This window comes from Isoptericola sp. NPDC056578 (assembly GCF_042793275.1).
In the GTDB taxonomy this organism is placed as follows: domain Bacteria; phylum Actinomycetota; class Actinomycetes; order Actinomycetales; family Cellulomonadaceae; genus Isoptericola.
The window spans coordinates 1-26,662 of the sequence record NZ_JBHTVC010000045.1 but is presented as its reverse complement, the minus strand read 5'-3'; the positions used below and the strand labels follow the sequence as shown (position 1 = coordinate 26,662).

The following is a 26,662-nucleotide window of genomic DNA, read 5'->3' as shown; positions in this document are numbered from 1 at the left end:
CAGATGGCTCACCTGTTTGGGGCGTCGGGGCGCCCTTCCCGAGGAGTCCGCCCCGCGCGCGTCGATCCCGCGCCCGTGTCGGCGTCCGTGTTTTGTCTGGGCGTGCGCGGGGTAACCCCCGCGCTCGCCCTGACAACTCGTGGGGTGGGGTGCGCTAGCGTCGCGGCGTGGACACCTCGACGACGACCGGCACCGGCACGACGACGCAGGAGCGGCCGCCCCTCGACCAGGTGATGGCGCCGGACTGGGCCGCCGCGCTGGCCGGCGTCGAGCCGCAGATCCACGCGATGGGCGACTTCCTGCGCGCGGAGGTCGCCGCCGGCCGCACGTACCTGCCCGACGGCCCGCACATCTTCGCGGCGTTCTCCCGGCCCCTCGCGGACGTGCGCGTGCTCGTCGTCGGGCAGGACCCGTACCCCACGCCCGGTCACCCCATGGGACTGTCGTTCTCCGTGCAGCCGCAGGTGCGGCCGGTCCCCAGGTCGCTCGTGAACATCTACACCGAGCTCGCGGAGGACGTCGGCGTGCCGACGCCGTCGAACGGCGACCTGCGCCCCTGGGCCGACCAGGGCGTCATGCTGCTCAACCGCGTGCTCACCGTGCGGCCGGGCACCCCGGCGTCGCACCGCGGCAAGGGGTGGGAGCAGGTGACCGAGGCCGCGATCAAGGCGCTCGTGGCACGCGGCGGCCCGCTCGTCGCGATCCTGTGGGGCCGCGACGCCGCGTCGCTCAAGCCGTGGCTGGGCGACGTCCCGACCGTCGAGAGCGCGCACCCCAGCCCGCTGTCCGCGTACCGCGGGTTCTTCGGCTCCCGCCCGTTCTCGCGCGTCAACGCGCTGCTGGAGGCGCAGGGCGGGACGCCGGTGGACTGGCGCCTCGCCTGACGGCCGGCCGCACCGCGGGGACACGGCCCGACGTCGTCGCCCCGAGCGCGCACCGCCGCACGAGGAGCACAATGGCGGACGTGACCACGCAGGACTCCACCCCGACCCCTGACGGCACGACCCCCGCCCCCGCTCCCCCGTGGACGCGATACGTCGCGATCGGCGACTCGTTCAGCGAGGGCCTGTGGGACCCGTACCCGTTCGCCGACGGCACCCCGGCACCGGCGGGCACCGAGTCGCCGGCGAAGCAGCGCGGGTGGGCCGACCGGCTCGCCGACGCGCTGTCGACCCGCCGCACCGCCGTGGGCGCGCCCGGCCTGGAGTACGCGAACCTCGCGATCCGCGGCCGGCTGCTGCGTCACATCCTCGACGAGCAGGTCGACGTCGCGCTGGAGATGCAGCCCGACCTGGTGTCGTTCGTCGGCGGCGGCAACGACATCCTGCGCCCGCAGGCCGACATCGACGTGCTCTCCGCGCGGCTGGAGCAGGGCGTGGCGACGATCCGCGCGACGGGGGCCGACGTGCTGCTGGGCACGGGCTTCAAGGCGGGCGCGGGGCTGAGCTGGACCCGCGGCCGCGTGGGCCAGTACAACGCGAACATCTGGACCATCGCGCGCAAGCACGGCGCGCACGTGCTGGACCTGTGGGGTCTCGACCCGCTGTTCGACCTGCGCATGTGGGCCGACGACCGCATCCACCTCACGCCCGAGGGGCACCGCCGAGTCGCCGACGCCGCGCTCGTCGGCCTCGGCCAGGAGCCCGACGACGCCGACTACGCCGTCGCGCTCGACCCGCTGCCGCCGCAGGCGTTCGTCGAGCGCGCCCGCGCCAACGCGCAGTGGGCGCGCACGCACGTCGTGCCCTGGGTGCAGCGGCGGATCAAGCACACGTCCAGCGGTGACGGCCGCGCGCCGAAGTGGGGCGAGCCAGCCGCCTGGCCCCCGGCGGACGACGCGCGATAACCCGCCGGTACGGCGACGGGGCGGACGGTGGCCTGGCCACGGTCCGCCCCGTCGTCGTGCGGGGAGCCGCCTGTCGGATTCGAACCGACGACCTTCCGTTTACAAGACGGGAGCTCTACCAGCTGAGCTAAGGCGGCGGGAGCGCGGCACAGCCTACCGGGGCGGGCAGGCCGTGCCGCGCGTCGGTCAGCTGCCGGCGGCCGCGGTGACGGCCTCGCCGATGGCGCCCTGCGTGCCCCAGTTGTCGAAGCGCTCGCCGCCGACGAGGACGGTCGGCGTGCCGAACGACTTCGACTGCGGGTTCTGCAGCGCCTCGTCCGAGGTCGCGTCCTGCGTGGCCGAGTGGACGTACTGGCCGAAGGTCTCGCGGGCGGTGCCGTCCTCGATGGCGGTCGCGACGTCGGCGGGAGCCCCCGCCTCCTCGGCGTACGACCCGAGCTGCTCGTCCGAGAGGCCCTCGGTGTTCTCCGCCGGCTGGTTGGTGAACAGCGCCGCGTGGAACGCCGGGAACGCGTCGGGGGCCTTGTCGGCGACGTACGCCGCGGCGGACGCGGCGCGCGTCGAGTAGTCCGTGCCGGCGGACAGCCGGTCGAGGATCGACACGGGGTGGTAGACGACGGTCGCGTCGCCGGCCGCGACCATCTCGTCGATGTCGGCGGCGTTGGTCTGCTCGAACTGGCCGCACACGGGGCACATGTAGTCGAGGTACACGTCGACGACGGGGGCGTCGTCGTTGGTCGTGCCGGCCGCGTTGTCGGCGCCGACGGGGATGCCGCCGTTCTCCTGCGCCGTCGAGGGCATGGTCACCTCGGCCAGGGGGACGTCGTCGACGTTGTTCTTGGCGCCCTGCTGAAGGATCATCCAGACCACGACGCCGAGGGCGACGAGCGCGACGCCGAGCACGGACAGGGTGATGATCCGGTTGCGACGGTCGCGCTGCTGCTCCTTCTCGCGCAGGGCGAGCGCCTCGGCGCGCGCCGCGTCGCGGCGCTGCGCCTTCGTCATGTTCGGGTTCTTCGTCGACATCGTGTCCTCGAGGATCTCGGGAGAGCGGGGCGGCGCGGCAGCGCCGGACGGGGCGAAGCCTACCCGCGGCACCTGGACGTTCGCCGGGAATGTCCTGCCGGGCCGTGCGACGACGAGCGCGAGTCGTCAGAGGATCTCGGGCGGCCCGCTGATGGGCCACCACTCGATCGTCGGGTCGGAAAGCACGGGTGCGACGAGGATCACCGTCAGCACCAGGCAGACGCCCACGAGGACGGCGGCGCCGACGCGCCCCGGGGCAATCTTGCCGAGGATGATGCGGCCGCCCTCTCGTGCCGTGCCGCCGGCCGGCCCGAACCACGTGGCCAGGAGCGCGACGACCATCACCCCCGCCAGGACGCCGTTGAACACGATGTCCTCGTTCATCCCGCCCTGGGACCGTGCCTCCAGGTCCCCGCGGGGCAGCACGATGAGGTGCCCCGCGCCGAACAGCCACCAGCCCGCCAGCAGCGTCAGCAGGCCGGCGCACGCGCCGACCAGCACCGCGGGGATCGACCCGAGGACGCCCAGGAGCGCGTGCCACGGGAACAGCAGCGTGCCCACGAACCCGTCGGAGCGGCGTACTCCCTTGTGCTCGCGCCGCGTGTGCAGCCGGTCGCCGGACGTCGCGACGGCGCGGCACACGAGGACGAGCGCGACGAGGGCGCCGAAACCGATGAGCGGGCGGGTGGCCGCGAGCGCCACCAGCGGCAGCGCGACGGCGACGGCGGTCCCCGTGCGCCGCCGGTGCACGGGTCGCTCGTACGGGCCGGGGGGCTCGGGCGGCAGCTCCTCGACCAGCTGGTCGTAGCCCTTGTAGCGGACGTCGCCGACCGGGATGGCGCGGGTGCCGCCGTCCTGCGCCTGCAGCCGGTCGCGCTCCAGCGCGGTCATCGTCTGCGTGGGGTCCTCGGCGTCGGCCGGCGTGGTGGGCGCCGGCACGCCGGGGGCCGACGTGGTGGGGCGGTCCGGCGCGACCGGCGGCGGGGGCGGGGGCGACCCCGGCCCGGTGCCGGGTGCGATGGGGACGGCGCCGGTCGGGGGGTACGACGCCGGGGCCGCGGCCGCCGCGACGACCTGCGTCGGCAGCCCCACCCGCTGGGTCTCCACGGACTGCGCGATGCGCTGCGTGGCGTCCGGCGCGGCCCAGGGGTCAGGCGCGCCGCCCAGGGCGTCGTCGAGGTCCCGGCGCAGGGCACGCGCCACCTCGGTGGGGCCCCAGCGGAGCGCCGGGTCGGCCTGGAGCGCCCCCGCGAGCGCCCGCGCGGTGCGGGCCGGCAGCCCGTGCAGGTCGGGCCGGCCCTCCCGCGAGCGCCGCAGCACCAGCTCGGTGGGCCGGACGCCGAACGGCGAGCGGCCGGTGGCGGCGAAGGAGAGCAGGGCGGCCCAGCTCCACCAGTCGGTCTCCGCGACGGGCGCGCCGCCGTCGAGCAGCTCGGGTGCGATGTAGCCGGGAGTGCCCATGACGAACCCCGCGGACGTGGTCCGGGTGTCGCCCGGGCCCTGCGCGATGCCGAAGTCGATCAGCACGGGCCCCTGCGCGGTGATCATCACGTTCGAGGGCTTGAGGTCGCGGTGCACCACGCCGGCGTCGTGCACGGCCTCGAGGGCGGCGGCGAGCTGGTCCGCGAGGGAGAACACGTCGGCGGCGTCGAGCGGGCCGCGCTCGTCCACCTCCTCCTCGAGGGTGACGCCGTCCACCAGCTCGGTCACGACGAACGCGTAGGGGCCCTCCAGCTCGGCGTCGAGCACCTGCGCGACGGCAGGGTGCCGCAGCCGCTGCAGGGCCGCGGCCTCGCGCCGCAGCCGCTCGCGCCCGGCGGGGTCGGCGTCGACGTGCGCGTGCAGCACCTTGAGCGCCACGCGACCGCCGCCGCCGTCGACCGCCTCGTAGACGGCGCCCATCGCGCCGCTCCCGAGCGGTCGCACCACGGTGTACCCGCCGACCTCCGAACCCTCGGCCAGGCCGCCGTCACGGGTCCGGGAGACGCGCGGCGCGCGGTCCGACGACATGCCGTCCTCCCCGCCGTCCGGCGCCGGCCCCGGGCCCCTCGCGCCGCCGTCGCGGGCGGCCGACGGCGGACCGGGCACCGGGTTCCGCCCCGGGACCTGCATCGCGTCGACCTCACCCATGGGGCACACCGTATCCGTCCGGACCTCCCGGGGCGCGCCGTGCCGCGCGGGTCCGCGGCAGGTCACCGTCGGGTCTCGAACGGGTCGCGCGCAGGTCGTGGCGCGGCCCCGCGCCCCTCGACGGGAGTGCGCGAACGGGTGACGTCGCGCCGCGCCGGGGCGAGCCCGAGGCCGCGTCGGTACCCTGTCCGGGGAGGACGCTGTTCTTTCGAAGCCCTCCGGAGTCCTTGAGAGATTCCTGGCAGAACCCGTGGAGAGAGGTCCCTTGGCAGGCAAAGGTTCGTCAAGCAGCCATCGTCGGAAGGGCGACGGGTACGACCTCGTCGTCGTCGCCAACCGGCTCCCCGTCGACTTCACGGTCGACGCCGACGGCGGGGTGGACTGGCACCGCTCCCCCGGCGGCCTCGTCACCGCCCTCGAGCCGGTGATGCGCGAGGCGGACGGCGCCTGGGTCGGCTGGTCCGGCGCCCCCGACCTCGAGCACGAGCCCTTCGAGGCCGACGGCATGCTCCTCGTGCCGGTCTCCCTCAGCCAGGGCGACATCGAGCGGTACTACGAGGGGTTCTCCAACGACACCCTCTGGCCGCTGTACCACGACGTCATCTCGCCCCCGACCTACCACCGGCAGTGGTGGGACGCCTACCGCCGCGTCAACCGCCGCTTCGCCGAGGCCGCGGCTGCGCAGGCGGCCCAGGGCGCCGTCGTCTGGGTGCACGACTACCAGCTCCAGCTGGTGCCGAAGATGCTCCGCGAGCTGCGGCCCGACCTGCGGATCGGGTTCTTCGACCACATCCCCTTCCCGGCGGTGGAGCTGTTCCAGCAGCTGCCGTGGCGCACCCAGATCGTCGAGGGCCTGCTGGGCGCGGACCTCATCGGCTTCCAGCGCGGGGGCGACGCGTCGAACTTCGTGCGCTCCGTGCGCCGGCTCACGAAGCACACCACCCGCGGGCCGATCATCACGGTCGCGGAGGAGGACGGCCGCCCCGCCCGGCACGTGCGCGCCGCGGCGTTCCCCATCTCGATCGACTCCCACCACTTCGACGCCCTGGCCCGCGAGCCGGAGGTGCAGGCCCGCGCGAAGGAGATCCGGGCCGACCTGGGCGACCCGAAGGTGATGATGCTGGGCGTCGACCGCCTCGACTACACCAAGGGCATCCGGCACCGCATCAAGGCGTACGGCGAGCTGCTGCAGGACGGCCGGCTCGACGTCGAGCACTGCACGCTGGTGCAGGTCGCGAGCCCGAGCCGCGAGAACGTCGGGGCCTACCAGGACCTGCGCGAGCACGTCGAGGGGCTCGTGGGCCGCATCAACGGCGAGTTCGGCGAGCTCGGGCACTCGGCGATCCACTACCTCCACCATTCCTACCCGCCCGACGAGATGGCCGCCCTGTACCTGGCGGCCGACGTCATGCTCGTCACGTCCCTGCGCGACGGCATGAACCTCGTGGCCAAGGAGTACATCGCGGCGCGCTCGGACGAGCAGGGGGTGCTGGTGCTGAGCGAGTTCACCGGCGCCGCAGACGAGCTCGCCCCCGGGCCGCTGCTGGTCAACCCGCACGACATCGACGGGATGAAGGACACCATCGTCGCGGCGGCGCACATGCCCCCGCGCGAGCAGCGGCGCCGGATGCGCCGGCTGCGCCGCAAGGTGATGGCGGACGACGTCGCGAAGTGGTCCGAGACGTTCCTCGGCGTGCTCACCGCCATGCCGGCCCGGTCGAGCCGCGGGTGAACGGGCGACAGGTGACCGGGCCCGTGCCGGGCGGGACCGAGGCGGCCGAGGCCGCGGTGCTGGCGTTCGCCCGCCGGCCGGGGTCGACGCCGCGGGTCGCGCGGCTCGTCGCGCTCGACTTCGACGGGACGCTCGCGCCGCTGGTCGACGACCCCTCCGCATCGACGATGACGCCGGCCGCGCGCTCGGCCGTGGACCGGCTCGCCGCGCTCGCGGCGCGGCCGGTGCCGACCGGGGGCGACGAGCTGCGGCTCGCCCTCGTCTCGGGCCGCAACCTCACGGACCTCGCCGCCCGGTCGGGCGTCCCCGCCGGCACGTACCTGGTGGGGAGCCACGGCGCGGAGACCGGCCGGGTCGCCGCGCACGGCGTCGACGCCGTGCCGCTGCGCCTCACCGACGCGCAGGCGGACAGCCTGGAACGGCTGCGCGAGGGGCTGCAGGACGCGGTCGACGGCCGGCGCGGCGCGTGGGTGCAGGACAAGCCCAGCGCCGCCGTCCTGCACACCCGGCTCTGCGACGCCGACGACGCGCGCGCCGCGGCCGCCGACGCCGACGCGGTGGCGGCACGCCTCGGCCTGCACGCGATGCACGGCAAGGACGTCGTCGAGATCGCCGTCGTCCCCACGTCCAAGGGGATCGCCGTCGAACGGCTGCGCCAGGAGCTGGAGGAGGGCGACGAACGCCTCCGGGGCCTCGTCCTCTACGCCGGCGACGACACCACCGACGAGGCCGCGTTCGAGGTGCTCGGGCCGGGCGACCTGGGCGTGAAGGTCGGCCCGGGGGCGACGCGGGCGAGCGAGCGCGTGGCGGACGCGGACGCGCTCGCGGCCCTCCTGGAGCGTCTCGCGGACGCGCTCGAGGCCTGACGGACAGCCCTTTCCGAACCCTCGCGAGGCCCTGACCTGGGCTGTGTCAGAACTCACGCCCGGGGCATGTACGATCATCCCGGCGCACCGATCCGAGGCCGTCCGGCCGAGGTCCGGAGCGCACGACAACAGAATGTGTCACCGCCGACACGCCAGCGTGAAAGCAACGGCACCCACCCACAACGGATCGTCCGGCACGTACCTGCCGGTGGAGGGATTGCAACCATGGCAACGGTCACCTTCGACCACGCGACGCGCATCTACCCGGGCACGGAGCGCCCGGCCGTCGACCAGCTCAACCTGCACGTCGAGGACGGCGAGTTCCTCGTCCTGGTCGGCCCCTCGGGCTGCGGCAAGTCCACCTCGCTGCGCATGCTCGCCGGCCTGGAGGACGTCAACGGCGGCAGCATCCTCATCGGCGACCGCGACGTCACGGACGTCCAGCCGAAGGACCGCGACATCGCGATGGTGTTCCAGAACTACGCGCTGTACCCGCACATGTCGGTGGCGGACAACATGGGCTTCGCGCTGAAGATCGCCGGCACCCCCAAGGCCGAGATCCGCCAGCGCGTCGAGGAGGCCGCCAAGATCCTCGACCTCACCGAGTACCTCGACCGCAAGCCGAAGGCGCTCTCCGGTGGTCAGCGTCAGCGCGTCGCCATGGGCCGCGCGATCGTGCGCCAGCCGCAGGTGTTCCTCATGGACGAGCCGCTGTCGAACCTCGACGCCAAGCTCCGCGTCCAGACCCGCACGCAGATCGCGTCGCTGCAGCGCCGCCTCGGCGTCACGACCGTCTACGTGACGCACGACCAGACCGAGGCGCTCACCATGGGCGACCGCATCGCGGTGCTCAAGGGCGGGCTGCTGCAGCAGGTCGGCACGCCGCGCGAGATGTACGACACCCCGGCCAACGTCTTCGTCGCGGGCTTCATCGGCTCGCCGGCGATGAACATCGCCACCTTCAAGGTCGACGGGGGCGTGGCCCACGTGGGCGCCGCCCGCGTGCCGCTGGAGCGGTCGACCGTGGAGCAGCTCACCGACGCCGACGGCGGCAAGATCACCATCGGCTTCCGCCCCGAGGCGCTCGAGGTGGTCTCGGACGGCACCGAGAACGCGATGCCCGTGGCCGTCAACCTCGTCGAGGAGCTCGGCTCGGACGCCTTCGTCTACGGCACGCTCGTCGGCCCCGCCGCCGAGGAGGCCGAGGTCCGCTCGGGCGCCGGCGACAACCAGGTGATCGTGCGCATCGACCCGCGCAACGTCCCCATGAAGGGCGACACGATCCACGTGACGATCAAGCCGGGGCAGTCGCACCTCTTCTCGGCCGCGACGGGCAACCGCCTCAACTGAGTCGCCGCTGGGTCGGCAACGACTCACCGCACCGCCCGAGGGGCGGGTCCGGCTGCTGCCGGGCCCGCCCCTCGTCGCGTACCCTGACGAGCCGGGCCATCCGCCCTCCCGCACGACATCTGGCCTCCCGTACGACACCTGGAGCGACGTGGAACAGCTGCAGATCACCTCGGCGACGCCGGACTCCGCACTGCTCGACCTGCCGTGGCGCGCCCCCCTGGCCGACTGGCCCGCGGACGTGCTCGCCGCCCTCCCCCGCGGCATCTCGCGCCACGTCGTGCGGTTCGTCCGCCTCGACGGGCGCGTGCTCGCGATCAAGGAGATCAGCGAGGCGGTCGCGTTCCGCGAGTACGACCTGCTGCGCCAGCTGCGCAAGCTCGAGATCCCCGCCGTGCGCCCGGTGGGCGTCGTGACGGGCCGCCGTGACGACGACGGCGAGCCGCTCGAGGCCGCGCTCGTCACGGAGCACCTCGCGTTCTCGCTCCCCTACCGGGCCGTGTTCAGCCAGGCCCTGCGCCCCGACACCGCCGCCCGCCTCATCGACGCGCTGGCCGTCCTGCTGGTGCGGGTCCACCTCGTCGGCTTCTACTGGGGCGACGTGTCGCTGTCGAACACCCTGTTCCGGCGCGACGCGCACCAGTTCGCCGCCTACCTCGTCGACGCCGAGACCGGCGACCTGCACCGCGAGCTCACCCCCGGTCAGCGCTCCTACGACGTCGACCTCGCCCGCACCAACATCATCGGCGAGCTGTTCGACCTCGAGGCGGGCGAGCTGCTCGACGAGGAGGTCGACGCCATCGCGATCGGCGACGCCCTCGTGTCCCGGTACACGGAGCTGTGGGAGGCGCTCACGGGCGTCGAGTCGTTCAGGTCCGACGAGCGCTGGCGGGTCGCGGCGCGCATCGACCGGCTCAACGACCTGGGCTTCGACGTCGGCGAGCTGTCGATCACCACGGACATCGACGGCACCACCGTGCGCATCCAGCCCCAGGTGGTCGACGCCGGGCACCACTCGCGCCGCCTGTTCCGCCTCACCGGCCTGGACGCCCAGGACAACCAGGCCCGCCGGCTCCTCAACGACCTCGACTCGTACGTGGCGGCCACGGACCGCCAGGAGGACGACCCGCAGATGGTCGCGCACGACTGGTCGCAGAACATCTTCCAGCCGACCATCCGCGCCGTCCCCCGCGAGCTGCGCCGCAAGCTCGAGCCGGCCCAGCTGTTCCACGAGATCCTGGACCACCGCTGGTTCATCTCCGAGCAGGCGGGGCGCGACGTCCCGATGCCCGAGGCCACGGCGTCCTACGTGGAGCACGTGCTGCGCCACCGCCGGGACGAGAAGGCGATCCTCGGCCTGCCGCCGGGCGAGCCGGACCGCGAGGGCGACGTCGACATCGTCGACATGGGCGCCGGACCGGACGCCGCCCCCGAGGACGACCACTTCCACCTGTCGACCTGACCGCCCGCTCCCGGACGGCGCGGTGGGCTCGGGTCAGCGGCGGGCCTGGGCCACCTCGTAGAGCGTGATGCCCGCGGCGACGCCCGCGTTCAGCGACTCGACGTCGGACGAGATGGGGATGGACGCGACGGCGTCGCAGGTCTCGCGCACCAGGCGCGAGAGCCCGTGCCCCTCGGAGCCGACGACCAGCACCAGCGGGTCGGTGGCGAACGCGAGGTCGCGCACGGTGGTGTCCCCGCCGGCGTCCAGGCCGACGACGAACGCGCCGGACTTCTTCAGGTCGGTGAGGGTGCGCGCCAGGTTGGTCACCTTGGCGACGGGCACCCGGGCGGCCGCGCCCGCGGACACCTTCCACGCCGACGCGGTGACGCCGGCCGACCGGCGCGACGGCACGACGACGCCGTGCGCGCCGAAGGCCCCGGCGGACCGGAGCACGGCGCCCAGGTTGCGGGGGTCGGTGACGCCGTCGAGCGCGACGATCAGCGGCGGCTGGCCGGCCGCGGCGGCGGCGTCCAGCAGGTCCTCGACGTCCGCGTAGTCGTAGGGCGGCACCTGCGCGGCGACGCCCTGGTGCACGGAACCCTCGGTGAGGTGGTCCAGCTCGGTGCGGCTCACCTCGAGCAGCTGCACGGAGCGGGTCGACGCCAGCTCGAGGATCTCCCGCGTGCGGTCGTCGTGGTCGATGCGCGCGGCGAGGTGCACCGCGGTGACCGGCACGTCGGTGCGCAGCGCCTCGAGCACGGCGTTGCGGCCCGCGACCACCTCGGCGCCGCCGGTGGGGCGGCGCGTGCCGCGCACGACGCCCTTGCTGGCGCCCTTCTGCGCCTGCACGGCCTGCCGCTTCTCGGCCGCCACCTTGCGCTTGTGCGCCGGGTGGTACGTGCGGTCCTCGGCCTTCGGCGTCGGGCCCTTGCCCTCGAGCGCCTTGCGGCTGTGCCCGCCGGTGCCGACCTGCGCGCCCTTCTTGCTGCCGGCCTTGCGGACGGCGCCGGGACGTCGGGTGTTGCCTGCCATGGTGTCTCTTCTCAGGTGGTCGAGCGGGTCAGTCGGTCAGCGTCCAGCGGGCACCGTCGGCGGAGTCCTGCACGACGACGCCGGCGGCCGCGAGGCGGTCGCGGATGGCGTCGCTCGTGGCCCAGTCCTTCGCGGCGCGCGCGGCGACCCGCGCGTCGAGCTCGGCCGCGACGAGCGACTCCAGGGCGGAACGCGCCGTGGAGTCGTCGGATCCCGAGGCCCACTGCGGGTCGTGCGGGTCGAGGCCCAGGACGTCGAGCATGCCGCGCAGGGCGACGAGCTCCTCACGTGCCGCGGCGTCGTCGCGCGACGCCAGCGCGCTGTTGCCGGCGCGCAGGTGCTCGTGCACGACGGCGAGCGCGGCGGGCACGTTGAGGTCGTCGTCCATCGCCTCGACGAACCCGACCGGCAGCTCGGCCTTCGCGACCTCGTCGGCGGGCACCCCGCCGACGCGCTCGGTGGCGCGGTCCACGAAGCCGGACAGCCGCTCCCAGGTGGTGCGGGCCTCGTCCAGGGTGTCGGGCGACCACTCGAGCATCGAGCGGTACTGCACCGCCGCGAGGGCGTACCGGATCACCGGCGCGGGCGCCTGCGCGAGCAGCTCGCTCACGAGCAGGCCGTTGCCCAGCGACTTGCTCATCTTGACGCCCTGCTGGGTGACCCACGCGCAGTGCATCCAGCGCTGCGCGAAGCCGTACCCGGCGGCGCGGGACTGCGCCTGCTCGTTCTCGTGGTGCGGGAACCGCAGGTCGAGGCCGCCGCCGTGGATGTCGAACGTGTCGCCGAGGTAGCGGCGGGCCATCGCGGAGCACTCGAGGTGCCAGCCCGGCCGGCCGCGGCCGAACGCCGTCTCCCAGGACGCCGTGCCCGGCTCGCCCGGCTTGGGCGCCTTCCACAGCGCGAAGTCGTGCGGGTCCCGCTTGGCGGACGCCGCGGCGTCGTCGCCCGCGGGCTCGGGGTTGAGGTCCTCGAGCCGCTGCTTCGTCAGCTCGCCGTACGCGGGCCACGACCGCACGTCGAACCAGACGTCGCCCGGCCCGGTCGTGTACGCGTTCCCGCGGTCGACCAGGCGCTGCATGAGCTCGGCCATGTCGAGCACGTGACCCGTGGCCCGCGGCTCGTACGTCGGCGGGATGACGCCGAGCGCGTCGTAGGCGCGCGTGAACATCCGCTCGTGCGCGGCGGCGTGCGCCCACCAGGCGACGCCGGCCGCGGAGGCCTTGGCGAGGATCTTGTCGTCGATGTCGGTGACGTTGCGGATCAGCGTGACCCGCAGCCCCGAGCGCTCCAGCCAGCGCCGCAGCACGTCGAACGCGATGACGGGCCGGAGGTGGCCGATGTGGGGCGGGGCCTGCACGGTGGCGCCACACAGGTAGATACCGACCTCGCCCGGGTTCAGGGGGACGAAGGCGCGCACGTCGCGCGTCGCGGTGTCGTACAGGTGCAGGCTCACCGGTCCAGCGTACCGGCCGGTCCCTCAGCCGAAGGTGCGTCCCTCGCCGCGGTAGGTGGGGACCGACTCGACGATCTCGTCGCCGCGCACCAGGTGGACGACGTCGAACCGCTCCATGAGCTCGCCCGCCTTGGCGTGCCGCAGCCACACGCGGTCCCCGACGGCGAGGGGCGGCGCGTCGCGATGCCCGCGCAGCGGCGTCATGACCTCCCCCGCGCCCTCGGTGCCGGTGAGCGACCAGCCGGGCGTCGCGACCCGTGGCAGCCGCGAGCGCCCCGCCGGCCCGGAGGCCACGTACCCGCCCCCGAACGCCGTCGCCCAGCCCGGGGCGGGCACCCGCGCGACGTCGAGCCCGAAGAACGCGGCGGGCCGCGGGTCGAAGGAGCGGTATCCGTCGAACAGGCCGGGGACGAACAGCCCGGAGCCCGCGGTCACCTCCGTGACGGTGGGCCCGACCGACGACGTCTCGAGGGAGCCCGTGCCGCCCGAGTTCACCAGCTCCACGGCGCGCCCGACGGCGGTGCGCACGGCCTCGACGACGGCCGACCGGCGCCCGTACAGCTCGGCCACCGACAGCCTCTTGACCAGCCGGACGGCCGGGTTGGTGTCGGGCAGGCCCGCGACCTGCGCCTCGTAGAACATGAGCCCCCGCAGTCGCGCGCCGGGCAGCGCCTCGACGCGGCGGGCGAGCGCGGCGACGTCGTCCGGGGTGCGCAGCGGCGACCGCCGCGTGCCCAGGTGCAGGTGCAGCGGGCCGGCGTCGAGGCGCAGCGACGCGTCGACGTCCAGGCAGACCGCGACGTCGGGCAGGTCGCCCGTCCCCGCCGGCACCTCGACGGACGACAGGGCGGCGTCCAGGAGGGCGAGCTGGGCGACGTCGTCCGCCATCAGCGTGACCTCGCGCCGCGCGCGGACGTCGGCGGCGAGCCGCGCGAGCGCGTCCCGGTCCACGGTGGGGTAGCCGACGAGGACGTCGCGCACCCCCTCCTGCACGAGCCAGAGCGCCTCCGCCAGGGAGAACGCCATGACGCCCTGGAACCCGGCGTCGAGCGCCCGGCCGACGAGCGAGCGCACCCGCACGGACTTGCTCGCCACCCGCACGGGGATGCCCCGGGCGCGGCGGCGCAGGTCGGCGGCGTTGGCGTCGAAGGCGTCCAGGTCGACCACGGCCACGGGAGCGGACAGGTGCGCGGTGGCGCGGGCCAGCCGCTCCGTCTGGGTCATGACCGCACGCTACACCGGGCGCGGGACGTCGTCCGACGGCCGTGCGGGGTGATCCTGCGGGCGATCCGACGGGTCGCCGACGATCCACCCGGAGGGGGATCCGCCGGGGCCTCCGCCCGTGGCAGAGTGTGCCGCGTGACCTCGAGCACCGTCGCCCGCACACCGGCCCCCGCCACCCCCGACACCCCGCTGCGCACCTGGGGCGGCACGCACTCGTGGCAGCCCGCGCGCCGCGTCGCGCCGCGCGACGAGGGCGAGCTGGGCACCGTCGTCGCCGGGGCCGCCGCCGACGGGCTGCGGGTGCGCGCGATGGGCGCGGGCCACTCCTTCACGGCCGCGGCGGTGACGGACGGCGTGCACGTGGGCCTCGACCACCTCAGCGGCATCGAGGCGGTGGCGCCGCAGGCCGACGGCACGTCGCTGGTCACCGTCCGGGCCGGCACCCGGCTGCACCAGCTCAACCGCCTGCTCGCGGCGCTCGGCCTGGCGATGCGCAACCTCGGCGACATCGACCGCCAGTCCGTCGCGGGCGCGATCTCGACCGGCACGCACGGCACCGGCGCGCGGCTGGGCGGCCTCGCGACGCAGGTGCGCGGCGTCCGCGTGGTCGGGGCCGACGGCGTGGTCCGGTCCGCGTCGGACGCCGCGGCCCCGGGCTCGCCCGAGCGCGAGCTGTTCGAGGTGGCGCGGCTGGGCCTCGGCGTCGCGGGCGTGCTGTCCGCGGTCACGCTCGAGGTGGTGCCCGCGTTCTGGCTGCGGGCTCAGGAGGAGCCCTGGCCGCTGGACCGGGTGCTGGAAGGGCTCGACGAGTACGTCGACGGCAACGACCACGCGGAGTTCTACTGGTTCCCCGGCACCCGCCGGGCGCTGACCAAGCGCAACAACCGCGCGACGGTGGACGAGGTCGAGGGGTGGGCGGCCGGCCGGGCCGGCGCCCGCGGCGTCGTCCGCACGGCGGGCGCCCGCGCCCGCGCGCTGCTCGACGAGGAGGTGCTGTCCAACGGCGTCTTCGAGGTGGCGAACCGGCTCGCGTTCGCCGCACCCGGCATCGTCCCCCGGCTCAACGCGGTGAGCGCCCGGGCGCTGGGCGCGAAGACGTACCTGGCACCCTCGGCCGACGTCTTCGTCACCCGCCGCCGCGTGCGGTTCGTGGAGATGGAGTACGCCCTGCCCCGCGCCGCGCTGCGCCCGGTGCTCGACGACCTGGACGCCTGGCTGCGCGCCTCCGGCGAGCCCGTCCCGTTCCCGGTGGAGGTGCGCTTCGCCGCCGCCGACGACGTCTGGCTCTCGACGGCGCACGGCCGCGAGACGGCCTACGTCGCGGTGCACCAGTACGCGCCGATGCCGTACCAGCGGTACTTCAGCGCGGCCGAGCAGATCTTCGCCGCAGCGGGCGGGCGGCCGCACTGGGGCAAGATGCACACCCGCACGGCCGAGTACCTGGCCGACCACTACCCCCTGGCGGACGTCGCCCGCGTGCGGGCCGCCGTCGACCCGGACGGCGTCTTCCGCAACGACTACACCGACACCGTCCTCGGCACCGCCGACAGCAGCACGGACTAGGCGGGGGGCCACCAGCCCGGTGGGGCGGCCCGCTCCCCCGGGAGCCGCACCGTGGCGCGCAGGCCGCCGTCCCCCAGAGCGGCGAGCGCGAGGGTGCCCTGGTGCGCCTCGGCGATGCTCCGCACGATCGCCAGGCCGAGCCCGACGCCCGCGTGCTCCCCGTGCGTGCGCCCGCCGCCGCGCTGGAACGGCTCGACGAGCGTGGGGACGAGCCTCGGGTCGAGCGGCTCCCCCGAGTTCTCGACGGTGAGCACGACGTCGTCGCCCCGGACGGCGGTCTCCACCCGCACCGTGCCGCGCGCCGGGAGGTTGTGCACGATCGCGTTGTGCACGAGGTTCGTGGCGAGCTGCAGCAGGAGCGCGTGCGAACCCGCCGCGAGGGCGACGTCGCCCCCGACCCGCACGTCGACGCCCCGCCCGTCCGCGAGCGGCTGCAGCGTCTCGGCCGCCTCTTCCGCGACGAGGGACAGGTCGACGCGCTCCCGCACGAACGTCCCCCGGTCGGCGCGACTGAGCAGGAGCAGCGCCTCAGTGAGGTCGATGGCGCGCGCGTTGACGGCCTCGAGCCGGCGCAGGAGCTCCTCCGTGTCCCGGTCCGGGTCCTGGGCACCGACCTCGAGCAGCGTCCGCGTCACCGCGAGCGGGGTGCGCAGCTCGTGGGAGGCGTTCGCCGCGAACCGCTGCTGCTCGGCGACCTGCGCCTCCAACCGGGCCAGCATCGCGTCGAACGCGTCGGCGAGCTCGCGGAACTCGTCCTGCCGGCCCGCGAGCCGGACCCGGTGGGACAGCGAACCCTCCGCCGCCCGGCGGGTGGCGTCCGTGATGCGGTCCAGCGGGGCGAGCATCCGCCCGGCGAGGAACCACCCGCCGAGCAGGCCGAACACCAGGAGGAAGACCATCGCCCAGGCCACCCGCGGGGCGAACGCGCGCTCCAGGTCGGAGCGGTTGGGGACGAACTGCCCGGGCCCGGGGCGGGACGGTGCGACGTCGACGATGATCGTGTCCGGCACGTACCGCAGCAGGAAGACCCACACGACGGCGAGGAGCAGCGCGCCGGCCACCACGAGGAACCCGGCGTAGCTGAGCGTGAGCTTCAGCCGGACGCTCGGGCCGGGGCTCCTAGCCACGGCGGGCCTCGCGCGCCTCGTGCGGGGCCCCGTCCTCGGGCCCGGTCGCGATGCGGTAGCCGACGCCGGGCACGGTGGCGATCACCCACGGCTCGCCGAGCCGCTTGCGCAGCGCCGACACCGTGATGCGCACCGCGTTGGTGAAGGGGTCGGCGTTCTCGTCCCACGCCCGCTCCAGCAGCTCCTCCGCGCTGACGACGCCGCCGTCGGCCGCGACCAGCACCTCCAGCACGGCGAACTGCTTGCGGGTGAGCGCGACGTAGCGCCCGTCGCGGTAGACCTCCCGGCGGAACGGGTCCACGCGCAGGCCCGCGAGCTCGCGCACCGGCGGCCGGCTGTGGGCCCGCCGCCGGTCGAGGGCGCGCAGCCGCAGCACGAGCTCCCGCATCGCGAACGGCTTGGTGAGGTAGTCGTCGGCCCCGAGCTCGAACCCGGTGGCCTTGTCGTCGAGACGGTCCGCGGCCGTGAGCATGAGGATCGGCAGCCCGCTCCCGGACGCGACGATGCTCGCGGCGACCTCGTCCCCCGACGGGCCGGGGATGTCACGGTCGAGCACGGCGACGTCGTAGGAGTTCACGCCCAGCAGCTCGAGGGCGGTGCCGCCGTCGCCGGCGACGTCCGCCGCGATGGCCTCCAGCCGCAGCCCGTCGCGGACGGCCTGGGCCAGGTACGGCTCGTCCTCGACGATCAGCACACGCATGCCTCGATGCTACGGAGCGGCACCTATCGTCCGCGTATCGAGCAGCGCATACGCCCGGGCAACACCGCCCCGGCTCGACTGGGGGCATGCTCCACCACCGACACGCCCTCGCGTCCCGCACCCCCGCCGCCCGGACGGCCCGCCGGACCCGCACCGCGCTCGCGCTCGCCGTCGTCGCCGCCGCGGCGGCCGGGCTCGCGGCCTGCCAGGCGTCGTCGCCCCCGCCCGCGACGACGTCGGTCGCGCCGGCGAAGGCTCCCGCCGACCGTCCGGACCGCGGGGCGCGGGACGGCGAGGCCGCAGGCCACGTCCCCGACGGCACCACCGTGTTCGACGACGCGCTCCCGGCCCTGGCGAACCTCGACCCCGCGCTGCTCGCCGCCCTGCAGGCGGCCGCGGCCGACGCCGAGCAGGACGGCGTCACGTTCTTCGTCAACAGCGCCTGGCGCTCGGCCGCCTACCAGGACCGGCTGCTGCGCGAGGCGGTCGCCCAGTACGGGTCCGCGGCCGAGGCGGCCCGCTGGGTGGCCTCGGCCGACACGTCGTCGCACGTCAGCGGCGACGCCGTCGACCTGCAGCAGTCGGGCGGCAGCCAGTGGGTGGCGGACCACGGCGCCACCTACGGGTTGTGCCGGGTGTACGCGAACGAGCCGTGGCACGTCGAGCTGCGCCCGGACGCCGCCGCGCAGGGCTGCCCGGAGCCGTACGCCGACCCGTCGCAGGACCCGCGGCTGCAGCAGTGAGGCGAGGCCGGTGCCGACCGGCTCAGCCGGCGGCGACCACGAGCGCCGTGGCGATCGCCGCGACGCCCTCGCCGCGGCCGGTGAGCCCCAGGCCGTCGGTCGTGGTGGCGCTCAGGGAGACGGGCGCCCCGGCCGCGGCCGTGAGCGCCGCCTCGGCCTCGGCCCGGCGCGGGCCGACCTTGGGCCGGTTCCCGATCACCTGCACGGCGACGTTCCCGATCTCGAACCCCGCCGCCCGCACGCGCCGGGCCGCCTCGGCGAGCAGGGTGCTCCCCGCGGCCCCGGCCCACTCGGGCTCGCTGGTGCCGAAGTGGGTGCCGAGGTCGCCGATGCCCGCGGCGGAGAACAGGGCGTCGGCGGCGGCGTGCGCCGCCACGTCGGCGTCCGAGTGCCCGGCGAGCGGTCGCTCCCCCGGCCAGCGCAGGCCCCCCAGCCACAGCTCGCGATCGGTCCCCTCGGGGGCGTAGGCGTGCACGTCGACGCCGAGCCCGGTGCGCGGCAGCCCCGCGGGCGACGCGGTCACGACTCCTCCTCCAGCAGCAGCGCGGCCACCTGCAGGTCGCGCTCGGTGGTGATCTTCATGGCCGTCTCCTCGCCGGTGACGACGTAGGCGGTCTCGCCGAGCGCCTCGACCAGCCCCGCGTCGTCCGTCGCCGCCAGCCCCTCCGCCGTCGCCCGTGCCGCGCCCTGCGCGTGCGCGCGCGCCAGGAGCGCGCGGTCGAAGCCCTGCGGCGTCTGCACCGCGCGCAGCACCGCGCGGTCCGGGGTCTCGACGACCCGCTCGACGTCCGGCCCGCCCGCGGTCGACGCCGGGACGACGCGCTTCACCGTGTCGGTCACCGGCAGCCCCGGCACGACCGCGCCGTGGCCGGCACGCACCGCGTCGACGACCCGGCGCACCAGACGCGGCGGGGCGAGCGGGCGCGCGGCGTCGTGCACGAGGACCACGTCGTCGTCCGGGCCGGCGAGGGCGAGGCCCGCGGCGACGGACGCCTGCCGGGTGCCGCCGCCCTCGACCACGCGGACCGGCACGTCCACGTGCGGGTCCTGCGCGACGACGTCACGCACCGCGGAGTCGAGGCCCGCGGGGCACGTGACGACCAGGGAGTCGACGACGCCCGAGGCGGCGAGGCGGCGGGCGGCGTGCACCACGAGCGGAAAGCCCGCCAGGTCGACCAGGGCCTTCGGCAGGTCCCGGCCGAGGCGGGTGCCGGACCCCGCGGCGGTGAGGATCGCGAGCGTCGTCACGGCGTCACGGTACCGGAACGACGACGGCGACCGGCGGCCGGAGCCGCAGGTCGCCGTCGTGCAGCGCTGGTGACGGGAGGCCTCAGGACGCGAGGACCTCGTCGATGATGGCGCCGGCCTTCTCCTCGTCGACGCCCTCCGCGAGCGCGACCTCGGACTCGAGGATCTGGCGAGCCTTCGCGAGCATGCGCTTCTCGCCCGCCGAGAGGCCACGGTCCGCGTCGCGGCGCGACAGGTCGCGCACGACCTCGCCGACCTTGATCACGTCGCCGGACGCGAGCTTCTCGAGGTTCGCCTTGTACCGGCGCGACCAGTTGGTCGGCTCCTCCGTGTAGGGCGCGCGCAGCACCTCGAAGACGCGGTCCAGCCCCTGCTGGTCGACCACGTCGCGCACGCCCACGAGGTCGACGTTCTCCGCCGGGACCTCGATCGTCAGGTCGCCCTGGGCAACCTTGAGCTTGAGGTACATCTTCTCCTCGCCACGGATCTTGCGCGTCTTGATCTCCTCGATCAGCGCGGCGCCGTGATGCGGGTAGACAACCGTCTCGCCTACTGTGAACGTCATCTGCAGATGTCCCCTTTCCCAGTCGACGAGTTTATCACGGGGAGGCTGACACTCCCCCGCCCCACGGCCTCTCCACAGCCCTGTGACGAACCCGTTTGCGCAGGTCAGAGGCCTGGAAGCGCAATCATGGACGCAGCGCGCGTCCGGCATCGTTAAGATGTCGGCGGGCCCCTGCAGGCCCGCCCCTCCCCGCCTGACGTGGGGGAACCCTGATGCCCCGCGCCCGCGCGGCCACCCGCGCCCGCGAGCCGACGCCTTCGAAGGAGAGCTCGTGTCCCGCTCCGCCCGCCCCGCACGCCTCGTCGCCGCCGCCAGCGTCATGGCGGGCGCCCTGCTGCTGGCCGCCTGCTCCCCCACGATCACCACCAAGCCGTACGCCCCGTCCGACGGCGTCCGCGTGAACCTCACCGACCAGGTGCGCGGCATCAACCTCATGGTCGTCTCCGAGGGCGAGGGTGAGCCCGGCGCCGTGCTCGGCGCGCTGGCGAACGGCTCGGCCGAGGACGTCGACTTCGTGCTCGCCGCCGAGGGCGCCGAGCCGATCTCGCTCACGGTGCCGGCCGGGCAGACCATCTACCTGAGCGCCGACCAGGTGAGCGACCAGGCCGTCGACGCCCAGCTCGGCACCGTGGCCACCCACCCGGGCGGCGACCTCGACGCGACGCTGTCCGGCGCCGGCACGGACGAGGACTTCTTCCTGCCGGTCATGGACGGCACGCTCCCCGAGTACGCGGCCTGGGTGCCGAACACCTCGGGCGTCTGACCCACCGCGCAGGGCGGGCCGCGGCACGTGCTGCGGCCCGCCCTGCGTCGCCCCCGCCCACGGGCGAGGTCAGCGCGGGCCCGCCCCGTGCAGGAACTGGTCGACGGCGGCCTCGACGAGGCCGTCGCACCGCCGCGGGTCGACGACACCCCCGTTGACGAGCGCCGCGATCCCCTGGAGCGTCGCGAGCAGGACCGTCGACGTCAGGTCGAGGTCGCCCCCGGCGAGCAGCCCTTCGTCGCGCCCCTGGGCGACGAGCGCGTGCAACCGCCCGAACGGTTCCGCCGCCGCGGCGAGGATCCGGTCGGCACCGGGGCCGTGCTTCCCCGCGTACATCACCTCGAGCAGCGAGGTGCTCTCGGTCGCGAACCGGGTGTAGGCCACGGCCGCGGCGCGCAGGCGCGGCTCGAACTCGTCGCCGGCGCCGTCCAGCGCCTCGCGCAGCACCCGGTCCAGGCGATCGAACCCGGACTCCGCGAGCGCGTCGAGGAGCGCCTGCCGGTCGGCGAAGTGCCGCCGGGGCGCCCCGTGGCTGACCCCGACCTCGCGCGCGAGGTCGCGCAGCGAGAGCCGGTCCGCCCCGTCCGCGCGCAGGCGGCGCTCCGCGGCGTCGAGCAGCGCGGCGCGGAGGCTGCCGTGGTGGTAGGGGCGTTCGGCGACGGGCTCGGGCACGCCCTGAGCCTAGCCGCGCCATGTTGCCGTTGACCACATGAGTAGCCACTGACTACTTTGTAGTCCATGACTACTTTTACGCTCGCCCAGGTCCCCGCCCAGCCCGGCCGGACTGTCGTCGTCACGGGAGCCACCAGCGGCATCGGCCGCGTCACCGCGGAGGTGCTCGCCGCGCGCGGGGCGCGCGTGGTGCTCGCCGTCCGCGACGTCGACAGGGGCCGCGCCGCGGCCCGCGCGATGTCCGGCGACGTCGTCGTCCGGCCGCTCGACCTCGCCGACCTCGCCTCCGTCCGGGCGTTCGCCGCGGACCTCGCCGAGCCCGTCGACGTGCTCGTCAACAACGCCGGGGTGATGGTGCCGCCGCTCTCGCGCACCGCCGACGGGTTCGAGCTGCAGCTCGGCACCAACCACCTGGGGCACTTCGCGCTCACGAACCTGCTGCTGCCCCGGGTGCGCGGGCGCATCGTCACCGTCTCCTCGAACGCGCACCGGTTCGGCGCCATCGACTTCGACGACCTGAACTGGGATCGCCGCCGGTACCGCCCGATGGCGGCCTACGGGCAGTCGAAGCTCGCCAACCTGCTCTTCACGGCGGAGCTCCAACGACGCCTCACGGCGGCCGGGACCTCCGTGGTCGCCGTCGCCGCCCATCCCGGGATGGCCGCCACGCGGCTGCTGAGCGAGCGCCGCGGCGTCCGGCACCTGCTGCACCGCGTGTCGGTCCCCGTCGCGCAGAGCGCCGAGGACGGCGCCCTGCCCACCATCTACGCGGCGGTCGCCGACGTGCCGGGCGACAGCTACGCGGGGCCGAGCGGCTTCCTCGAGGGGCGCGGTGCCCCGGCGCTCGTCGGCCGGTCGGCGCGAGCCAGGGACACCGCCGTCGCACACCGGCTGTGGGAGGTCTCGGAAGAGCTCACCGGCACGACGTTCCCCGCCGAGGTCGCCGCCCGGTGAGCGGGACGGTCACCCGAAGCGGCCGGAGACGTAGTCCTCGGTGGCCTGCTCGGACGGGGTGGAGAAGATCGTCGACGTCTCGTTCATCTCGATGAGGCGGCCGGGCTTGCCCGTGCCGGCGATGTTGAAGAACGCCGTCCGGTCGCTGACCCGCGCCGCCTGCTGCATGTTGTGCGTCACGATGACGATCGTGTAGTCCTGCTTCAGCTCGCCGATGAGGTCCTCGATCGCGAGGGTCGAGATCGGGTCGAGCGCGGAGCACGGCTCGTCCATGAGCAGCACCTGCGGCTTCACCGCGATGGCGCGCGCGATGCACAGACGCTGCTGCTGCCCGCCGGACAGGCCGGAGCCCGGCCGGTCGAGGCGGTCCTTGACCTCGTTCCACAGGTTCGCGCCACGCAGCGAGCCCTCGACGAGCTCCTCCGCGGCCGCCTTGCCGATGCGGCGGTTGTTCAGCCGCACGCCCGCGAGCACGTTGTCGCGGATGGACATGGTCGGGAACGGGTTGGGGCGCTGGAAGACCATCCCCACGTTGCGACGCACGGCCACCGGGTCGATGTCGTCGCCGTACAGGTCGACGCCCTCCATCTCCACGGTGCCCTCCACGCGGGCGCCCGGGATCACCTCGTGCATCCGGTTGAGCGTGCGCAGGAACGTCGACTTGCCGCACCCGGAGGGGCCGATGAACGCCGTCACCGACTTCGGGTCGATCGTCATCGACACGTCCTGCACGGCGAGGAAGTCGCCGTAGTAGATGTTGAGGTCCTTCACGTCGATGCGCTGTGCCATCGTCTGTCTCTTTCTCTGGGCTGCGCGGTGGGCTGCGGCGGGCGGGGGCTGCGGGTCAGCGCAGCTTCGGGGAGAACCAGCGGTTCACCAGCCGGCCGATGAGGTTGAGGGCGAGCACCAGGACGATCAGCACGAGCGCCGCGCCCCACGCGTTCTGGATCGCGATGTCGGCCACGCAGGTCGCCGACTCCCCGCCCGGGCAGGTGGCCAGCCCCTGGCTGTACTGGCGGTAGGCGAACACCGGGAGCGTCATCATCCGGCCCTCGAAGGGGTCGAAGTTGATCGAGTCGGTGACGCCCACCGTGACGAGCAGCGGCGCCGTCTCGCCGATCACGCGGGCGACGGCGAGCAGGATGCCGGTGGTGAGGCCGGCCACCGAGGTGCGCAGCACGACCTTGACGATCGTCAGCCACTTGGGCACGCCCAGCGCGTACGACGCCTCGCGCAGCTCGTGCGGCACGAGCTTGAGCATCTCCTCGCAGGAGCGGACGACCACCGGGATCATCAGCACCGACAGCGCGACGGCGCCGATGATGCCCATCCGCACCCCCGGCCCGAGGATCAGGGTGAACAGCGAGACGGCGAAGAGGCCGGCCACGATCGACGGGATGCCCGTCATGACGTCGATGAAGAACGTCACCGCGCGGGCCAGCGCGCCCTTGCCGTACTCGACGAGGTAGATGGCGGTCAGCAGGCCGATCGGCACCGAGATCACCGTGGCGAGGGCCGTGATGATCAGCGTGCCGGCGATGGCGTGGTAGATGCCGCCGCTCGGGTCGCCGCCGAAGATGTTGCGCATCGACAGCGTCAGGAAGTCCATGCTGATGCGGCCGGCGCCGTTGCTCAGCACCGTCCAGATCAGCGACACGAGGGGTGCCATGGCCACGACGAACGCGCCCCAGATCAGCACCGTCATCGTGCGGTCCTTGCGGCGCCGGGCGCCGTCGGCGCCGGTCAGCGCGGCCCGCGTGCGCGCGGTGGCGTCGGCGGGGCCCGTGGGGCCGGCAGGGTCGATGGTGGCGGTGCTCATCCGTTGGCCCCCGAGAATTCCTTGCGGCGCGCCACGATCGCGCGCGCGGCCATGTTGACGGCCAGCGTGATGACGAACAGCACGAGGCCGGTGGCGATCAGCGTGTTCACGGCGAGCCCGCTCGCCTCCGGGAAGTCGAGCGCGATGTACGCGGCGATGGTCTGCTGCTGGGCGCTGTCGAGGATCTTGAACGAGTACAGGAACCCGGGCGACAGGATCATCAGGACCGCCATCGTCTCCCCGAGCGCGCGGCCCAGGCCGAGCATCGCGGCCGAGATCACGCCCGACCGGCCGAAGGGCAGCACCGCGGTGCGGACCATCTCCCAGCGGGTCGCGCCGAGCGCGAGCGCCGCCTCCTCGTGGAGCTTCGGCGTCTGCAGGAAGACCTCGCGGGCGACGGCGGTGATGATCGGCAGGATCATCACCGCGAGCACGACGGACACCGTCGCGAGCACCCGCGAGGTGGGCGAGACCGGGCCGGCGAAGAGCGGGAACCAGCCGAACCACGAGTTCAGCCACTCCCACACCGGCAGCGCGGCCGGGCCGAGCACGAAGATGCCCCAGAGGCCGTAGATCACCGAGGGGACGGCGGCCAGCAGGTCCACGAGGTAGCCGAGCAGCTGGGCCAGCCGCCGCGGCGCGTAGTGCGAGATGAACAGCGCGATCCCCATCGCGACCGGCGTCGCGATCGCGAGGGCGAGCGCCGCCGCGAGCAGCGTGCCGAACACGAGCGGTCCGACGTACTCGAGCAGCGACGTGTCCTCGGGGTAGCGCGGCACCGAGGCCGCCAGCTCGTCCGACCCGGCGGTCAGGGCCGGCCAGGCCTGCTGCAGCAGGAACACCGCGACGGCGGCCAGCACGGCCAGGATCAGGACGCCGGCGCCGACGGCGATCCAGCGGAAGACCCGGTTGAAGCCGCGGTCGGTGGTCCGCCCGCGTCGGCGCGGTCTGCCCGGCACCCGCTGCGGGGGCGGGCTGACGGTGGTGGTCACTCGTTCTCCTCGTTGCCTGTGCGGTGGTGACGGCCGCCGGCCGGGCTCGTCGAGGGACTGCTCGACGACCCGACCGGCGGCCTGCGGGCGGGGTCAGCCGGCCGTGATCGCCTCGATCGACGGCTGCACCGCGTCGCGGATGTCGGCCGACAGCGGCGCGGAGCCCGCGGCGTCGGCGGCCACCTGCTGGCCGTCCTCGCTCACGAGGTAGGACATGTAGCCCTTGACCAGGTCCGCCTGCGCCTGGTCGGCGTAGGTGCCGCAGGCCAGGAGGTAGGAGACCAGGACGACCGGGTAGGTGCCCGCGACGTCGCGCTTCAGCTCGATCGAGTACACGCCGTCCGCGGTGCCCTCGGCCCGCGGCGACTGCGCGACGACCTCGGCGGCCGCCTCGGCGCTGTACGGCACGAACTCGTCGCCCACGCCGACCGCCACGGTGCCCAGGTCGGAGATCTGGGAGGCGTCGGCGTAGGTGATGGTGCCCTCGCCGGACTGCGCGGCCGAGACCACGCCGGAGGTGCCCTGGGCCGACTCCTGGCCCTCGATCGGCCAGACGCCCTCGGGCTCGTGGTCCCAGGCGTCGGGGGCGGCCTCGTGCAGGTAGGCCTGGAAGTTCTCGGTGGTGCCCGAGTCGTCCGAGCGGTGCACCACGGTGATCGCGGTGTCCGGCAGCTCGGCGTCCGGGTTGTCGGCGGCGATCGCGTCGTCGTTCCAGGTCGCGATCTCACCCGAGAAGATCCCCGCGATGACCTCGGGCTCGAGGTTCAGCGAGTCGACGCCGTCGAGGTTGAACGCGATGGCGATCGGGCTGACGTAGCCGGGGAACTCGATGACGCCGCCCTCGCCGCACTGGGCCTCGGCCGCCTTCATCTCGTCCTCGTCCAGGGCGGCGTCGGAGCCCGCGAAGGCGTACGAGCCGTCGGTGAAGCCGGTGCGGCCGCCGCCGGAGCCGACGGGGTCGTAGTTGACGGTGACGTCAGGGTTGGCCGTCTGGAAGCCGGCGCGCCACGCCTCCTGGGCGGACTCCTGCGAGGAGGCACCGCCGCCGCTGAGCTCGCCCGAGAGGGACGAGCCGCCGTCCTGCGAACCACCGGTGGACTCCGCGCCGGGGGCGGCCGGGTCCGAGCCGCACGCGGCGAGGGTCAGGGCCAGCGTGCCGACCGCCACGGCGGATCCAGCACGGGAGAATCGGCTGAGCTTCACGTCTCGTTCCATCCTGTTCACACGGAGGGACACCGGCGAAGTACCGGCGTTCGTCGGGAACGCTAGGCACGCAAGGTGGCTCGGGACCCAGGAGCAGGTGAACGAGGGGTGAACAGTGCAGGGCGGCTGGTCACCGGCCGCCGAGGTAGCACGAGTTCCGCCGAGGTAGCACGAAGATCGCCGAGGTAGTTCGGGGCGGCCCGCAGAAGCGTG

At 74.5% G+C, this 26,662-nt stretch carries 25 protein-coding genes and 1 tRNA gene; 10 read left to right on the top strand and 16 right to left on the bottom strand.

The annotated features are described in order from the left end of the window. Positions 1-233 precede the first annotated feature (233 nt). Both ACFQ80_RS16330 and ACFQ80_RS16325 read left to right on the top strand, forming a co-directional pair. On the top strand, positions 234-884 hold the full coding sequence (locus tag ACFQ80_RS16330; RefSeq protein WP_430549028.1) for a uracil-DNA glycosylase: 651 nt from the start codon (positions 234-236) through the stop codon (positions 882-884). Between the two features lie 71 nt (positions 885-955). After that, on the top strand, positions 956-1,846 hold the full coding sequence (locus tag ACFQ80_RS16325; RefSeq protein ID WP_430564362.1) for an SGNH/GDSL hydrolase family protein: 891 nt from the start codon (positions 956-958) through the stop codon (positions 1,844-1,846). 64 nt (positions 1,847-1,910) lie between these two features. Here ACFQ80_RS16325 and ACFQ80_RS16320 read toward each other — a convergent pair. The 3 genes from ACFQ80_RS16320 to ACFQ80_RS16310 all read right to left on the bottom strand — a co-directional run bounded on the left by ACFQ80_RS16320 (position 1,911) and on the right by ACFQ80_RS16310 (position 5,002). Further along, positions 1,911-1,983, bottom strand: a tRNA-Thr gene (locus tag ACFQ80_RS16320). 49 nt (positions 1,984-2,032) lie between these two features. After that, positions 2,033-2,872, bottom strand: coding sequence for a DsbA family protein (locus ACFQ80_RS16315; RefSeq protein ID WP_430548625.1), 840 nt, complete (start codon positions 2,870-2,872; stop codon positions 2,033-2,035). Between the two features lie 126 nt (positions 2,873-2,998). After that, a complete protein-coding gene (locus ACFQ80_RS16310) occupies positions 2,999-5,002 on the bottom strand; it encodes a serine/threonine-protein kinase (protein WP_430564361.1) in 2,004 nt (667 codons plus the stop codon). A gap of 265 nt (positions 5,003-5,267) precedes the next feature. Here ACFQ80_RS16310 and ACFQ80_RS16305 point away from each other — a divergent pair, with 265 nt between their 5' ends. From ACFQ80_RS16305 to ACFQ80_RS16290, 4 genes are all read left to right on the top strand, one after another. Continuing rightward, entirely contained in the window at positions 5,268-6,734 is a 1,467-nt protein-coding gene (locus ACFQ80_RS16305; protein ID WP_430548623.1) for a trehalose-6-phosphate synthase, read from the top strand. 11 nt (positions 6,735-6,745) lie between these two features. Beyond that, complete coding sequence (gene otsB / locus ACFQ80_RS16300; protein ID WP_430548622.1) at positions 6,746-7,600, top strand: trehalose-phosphatase; 855 nt, start codon at positions 6,746-6,748, stop codon at positions 7,598-7,600. 225 nt (positions 7,601-7,825) lie between these two features. Continuing rightward, the gene (locus ACFQ80_RS16295; RefSeq protein ID WP_430548621.1) at positions 7,826-8,950 is read left to right on the top strand and encodes an ABC transporter ATP-binding protein; all 1,125 of its coding nucleotides are present in this window, start codon (positions 7,826-7,828) and stop codon (positions 8,948-8,950) included. A gap of 148 nt (positions 8,951-9,098) precedes the next feature. Then, entirely contained in the window at positions 9,099-10,409 is a 1,311-nt protein-coding gene (locus tag ACFQ80_RS16290) for a DUF4032 domain-containing protein (RefSeq protein WP_430564360.1), read from the top strand. A gap of 33 nt (positions 10,410-10,442) precedes the next feature. On the opposite strand, the gene rlmB is transcribed toward ACFQ80_RS16290, so the two are convergent. The 3 genes from rlmB to ACFQ80_RS16275 are packed head-to-tail and all read right to left on the bottom strand — an operon-like array spanning position 10,443 to position 14,100. Next, complete coding sequence (gene rlmB, locus ACFQ80_RS16285) at positions 10,443-11,423, bottom strand: 23S rRNA (guanosine(2251)-2'-O)-methyltransferase RlmB (RefSeq protein ID WP_430564359.1); 981 nt, start codon at positions 11,421-11,423, stop codon at positions 10,443-10,445. A gap of 28 nt (positions 11,424-11,451) precedes the next feature. Beyond that, complete coding sequence (cysS, locus tag ACFQ80_RS16280; RefSeq protein ID WP_430564358.1) at positions 11,452-12,876, bottom strand: cysteine--tRNA ligase; 1,425 nt, start codon at positions 12,874-12,876, stop codon at positions 11,452-11,454. A 24-nt stretch (positions 12,877-12,900) separates the two neighbouring features. After that, the gene (locus ACFQ80_RS16275; RefSeq protein WP_430548617.1) at positions 12,901-14,100 is read right to left on the bottom strand and encodes an alanine racemase; all 1,200 of its coding nucleotides are present in this window, start codon (positions 14,098-14,100) and stop codon (positions 12,901-12,903) included. Between the two features lie 135 nt (positions 14,101-14,235). On the opposite strand from ACFQ80_RS16275, the gene ACFQ80_RS16270 reads away from it, so the two are divergent. Continuing rightward, on the top strand, positions 14,236-15,663 hold the full coding sequence (locus ACFQ80_RS16270) for a D-arabinono-1,4-lactone oxidase (RefSeq protein ID WP_430564357.1): 1,428 nt from the start codon (positions 14,236-14,238) through the stop codon (positions 15,661-15,663). On the opposite strand, the gene ACFQ80_RS16265 is transcribed toward ACFQ80_RS16270, so the two are convergent. Further along, complete coding sequence (locus ACFQ80_RS16265) at positions 15,660-16,790, bottom strand: sensor histidine kinase (RefSeq protein WP_430564356.1); 1,131 nt, start codon at positions 16,788-16,790, stop codon at positions 15,660-15,662. The genes ACFQ80_RS16270 and ACFQ80_RS16265 overlap by 4 nt on opposite strands. After that, positions 16,783-17,490, bottom strand: coding sequence for a response regulator transcription factor (locus tag ACFQ80_RS16260; RefSeq protein ID WP_430548614.1), 708 nt, complete (start codon positions 17,488-17,490; stop codon positions 16,783-16,785). The genes ACFQ80_RS16265 and ACFQ80_RS16260 overlap by 8 nt, the downstream gene beginning before the upstream one ends. Before the next feature lie 86 nt (positions 17,491-17,576). On the opposite strand from ACFQ80_RS16260, the gene ACFQ80_RS16255 reads away from it, so the two are divergent. After that, a complete protein-coding gene (locus ACFQ80_RS16255) occupies positions 17,577-18,233 on the top strand; it encodes a D-alanyl-D-alanine carboxypeptidase family protein (protein WP_430564355.1) in 657 nt (218 codons plus the stop codon). 22 nt (positions 18,234-18,255) lie between these two features. Here the strand turns inward: ACFQ80_RS16255 and ispF are convergent, their stop codons facing one another. The 3 genes from ispF to ACFQ80_RS16240 all read right to left on the bottom strand — a co-directional run bounded on the left by ispF (position 18,256) and on the right by ACFQ80_RS16240 (position 20,046). Further along, entirely contained in the window at positions 18,256-18,756 is a 501-nt protein-coding gene (gene ispF, locus ACFQ80_RS16250) for a 2-C-methyl-D-erythritol 2,4-cyclodiphosphate synthase (protein ID WP_430564354.1), read from the bottom strand. Then, positions 18,753-19,481 carry a 2-C-methyl-D-erythritol 4-phosphate cytidylyltransferase gene (gene ispD, locus ACFQ80_RS16245; RefSeq protein WP_430548611.1) on the bottom strand — a complete coding sequence of 243 codons (729 nt, stop codon included), beginning with the start codon at positions 19,479-19,481 and terminating at the stop codon, positions 18,753-18,755. Before ispD ends, ispF begins: the two co-directional genes overlap by 4 nt. 82 nt (positions 19,482-19,563) lie before the next feature. Further along, complete coding sequence (locus ACFQ80_RS16240) at positions 19,564-20,046, bottom strand: CarD family transcriptional regulator (protein WP_079570762.1); 483 nt, start codon at positions 20,044-20,046, stop codon at positions 19,564-19,566. 271 nt (positions 20,047-20,317) lie between these two features. Here ACFQ80_RS16240 and ACFQ80_RS16235 point away from each other — a divergent pair, with 271 nt between their 5' ends. Beyond that, positions 20,318-20,809: a hypothetical protein gene (locus tag ACFQ80_RS16235; protein WP_430548610.1), complete on the top strand. Its 492-nt coding sequence runs from the start codon at positions 20,318-20,320 to the stop codon at positions 20,807-20,809. A gap of 69 nt (positions 20,810-20,878) precedes the next feature. Here the strand turns inward: ACFQ80_RS16235 and ACFQ80_RS16230 are convergent, their stop codons facing one another. After that, the gene (locus ACFQ80_RS16230; RefSeq protein WP_430564353.1) at positions 20,879-21,481 is read right to left on the bottom strand and encodes a TetR/AcrR family transcriptional regulator; all 603 of its coding nucleotides are present in this window, start codon (positions 21,479-21,481) and stop codon (positions 20,879-20,881) included. A 66-nt stretch (positions 21,482-21,547) separates the two neighbouring features. Here ACFQ80_RS16230 and ACFQ80_RS16225 point away from each other — a divergent pair, with 66 nt between their 5' ends. Then, a complete protein-coding gene (locus ACFQ80_RS16225; RefSeq protein WP_430564352.1) occupies positions 21,548-22,435 on the top strand; it encodes an oxidoreductase in 888 nt (295 codons plus the stop codon). 9 nt (positions 22,436-22,444) lie between these two features. On the opposite strand, the gene pstB is transcribed toward ACFQ80_RS16225, so the two are convergent. The 4 genes from pstB to ACFQ80_RS16205 form a co-directional block, all read right to left on the bottom strand. Further along, positions 22,445-23,224, bottom strand: a complete 780-nt coding sequence (pstB, locus tag ACFQ80_RS16220) for a phosphate ABC transporter ATP-binding protein PstB (protein ID WP_430548607.1) — start codon at positions 23,222-23,224, stop codon at positions 22,445-22,447. Between the two features lie 55 nt (positions 23,225-23,279). Continuing rightward, positions 23,280-24,254, bottom strand: coding sequence for a phosphate ABC transporter permease PstA (gene pstA / locus ACFQ80_RS16215; protein ID WP_430548606.1), 975 nt, complete (start codon positions 24,252-24,254; stop codon positions 23,280-23,282). After that, a complete protein-coding gene (gene pstC / locus ACFQ80_RS16210) occupies positions 24,251-25,246 on the bottom strand; it encodes a phosphate ABC transporter permease subunit PstC (protein ID WP_430548605.1) in 996 nt (331 codons plus the stop codon). Before pstC ends, pstA begins: the two co-directional genes overlap by 4 nt. A 93-nt stretch (positions 25,247-25,339) precedes the next feature. Then, positions 25,340-26,449, bottom strand: coding sequence for a phosphate ABC transporter substrate-binding protein PstS (locus ACFQ80_RS16205; RefSeq protein ID WP_430564351.1), 1,110 nt, complete (start codon positions 26,447-26,449; stop codon positions 25,340-25,342). Between the last annotated feature and the right edge of the window lie 213 nt (positions 26,450-26,662).

Bases quoted from the DNA above. Each gene is read 5' to 3' on its own strand.
- ACFQ80_RS16315 (WP_430548625.1), bottom strand. From the start codon at position 2,872: ATGTCGACGAAGAACCCGAACATGACGAAGGCGCAGCGCCGCGACGCG.
- ACFQ80_RS16255 (WP_430564355.1), top strand. From the start codon at position 17,577: ATGCTCCACCACCGACACGCCCTCGCGTCCCGCACCCCCGCCGCCCGG.
- ACFQ80_RS16325 (WP_430564362.1), top strand. From the start codon at position 956: ATGGCGGACGTGACCACGCAGGACTCCACCCCGACCCCTGACGGCACG.
- ACFQ80_RS16275 (WP_430548617.1), bottom strand. From the start codon at position 14,100: ATGACCCAGACGGAGCGGCTGGCCCGCGCCACCGCGCACCTGTCCGCT.
- ACFQ80_RS16240 (WP_079570762.1), bottom strand. From the start codon at position 20,046: ATGACGTTCACAGTAGGCGAGACGGTTGTCTACCCGCATCACGGCGCC.
- pstB (WP_430548607.1), bottom strand. From the start codon at position 23,224: ATGGCACAGCGCATCGACGTGAAGGACCTCAACATCTACTACGGCGAC.
- ACFQ80_RS16295 (WP_430548621.1), top strand. From the start codon at position 7,826: ATGGCAACGGTCACCTTCGACCACGCGACGCGCATCTACCCGGGCACG.
- ACFQ80_RS16330 (WP_430549028.1), top strand. From the start codon at position 234: ATGGCGCCGGACTGGGCCGCCGCGCTGGCCGGCGTCGAGCCGCAGATC.
- ACFQ80_RS16260 (WP_430548614.1), bottom strand. From the start codon at position 17,490: ATGCGTGTGCTGATCGTCGAGGACGAGCCGTACCTGGCCCAGGCCGTC.
- ACFQ80_RS16225 (WP_430564352.1), top strand. From the start codon at position 21,548: ATGACTACTTTTACGCTCGCCCAGGTCCCCGCCCAGCCCGGCCGGACT.
- rlmB (WP_430564359.1), bottom strand. From the start codon at position 11,423: ATGGCAGGCAACACCCGACGTCCCGGCGCCGTCCGCAAGGCCGGCAGC.
- ACFQ80_RS16310 (WP_430564361.1), bottom strand. From the start codon at position 5,002: ATGGGTGAGGTCGACGCGATGCAGGTCCCGGGGCGGAACCCGGTGCCC.
- pstA (WP_430548606.1), bottom strand. From the start codon at position 24,254: ATGAGCACCGCCACCATCGACCCTGCCGGCCCCACGGGCCCCGCCGAC.